We start from the raw sequence: 415 nt of genomic DNA, 5'->3' as shown, positions 1-415 counted from the left end.
GCAAAGAGTTCACAGACCGATTGTTTGGAAGCCGCACACGTCAGCCCTCAGGCGAGCACGAATTCGACCAGTTATGCCAAGCATTGGGGATAGAGCATCGGCTGACCAAGCCAAAGACGCCACAAACCAACGGCATGGTTGAGCGCTTCAATGGCCGCCTGAGCCAGGTGCTGCGCTCGCATCACTTCAACAGTGCAGAGGATTTGGAGAAGACACTGCACAGGTTTGTCTGGCTGTACAACCACCACTTGCCACAAAAGGCACTGGGGCATGAAGCCCCAGTCCAAGCACTCAAAAAATGGAAGATGAAAGCTCCTGATTTATTCGTCAAGAACGTGCGTAATCATCCGGGACCCGACAGCTAGGGTTAATGCGTGGGTCAGATTGAGATGGAAAAACCGGGGGCTAGTGGGTC

Annotated in this window: 1 protein-coding gene; it reads left to right on the top strand. The window is 53.5% G+C overall.

The genetic code is table 11. From position 1 onward, the window contains the following. On the top strand, window positions 1-365 hold a 365-nt coding region (locus SJH88_RS19445; RefSeq protein ID WP_274755418.1), incomplete at its 5' end, for an integrase core domain-containing protein. Between the last annotated feature and the right edge of the window lie 50 nt (window positions 366-415).

This window comes from Comamonas sp. GCA5 (genome assembly GCF_036541385.1).
Lineage (GTDB): Bacteria > Pseudomonadota > Gammaproteobacteria > Burkholderiales > Burkholderiaceae_C > Comamonas > Comamonas aquatica.
This window is presented reverse-complemented; position numbering and strand designations above follow the sequence as displayed.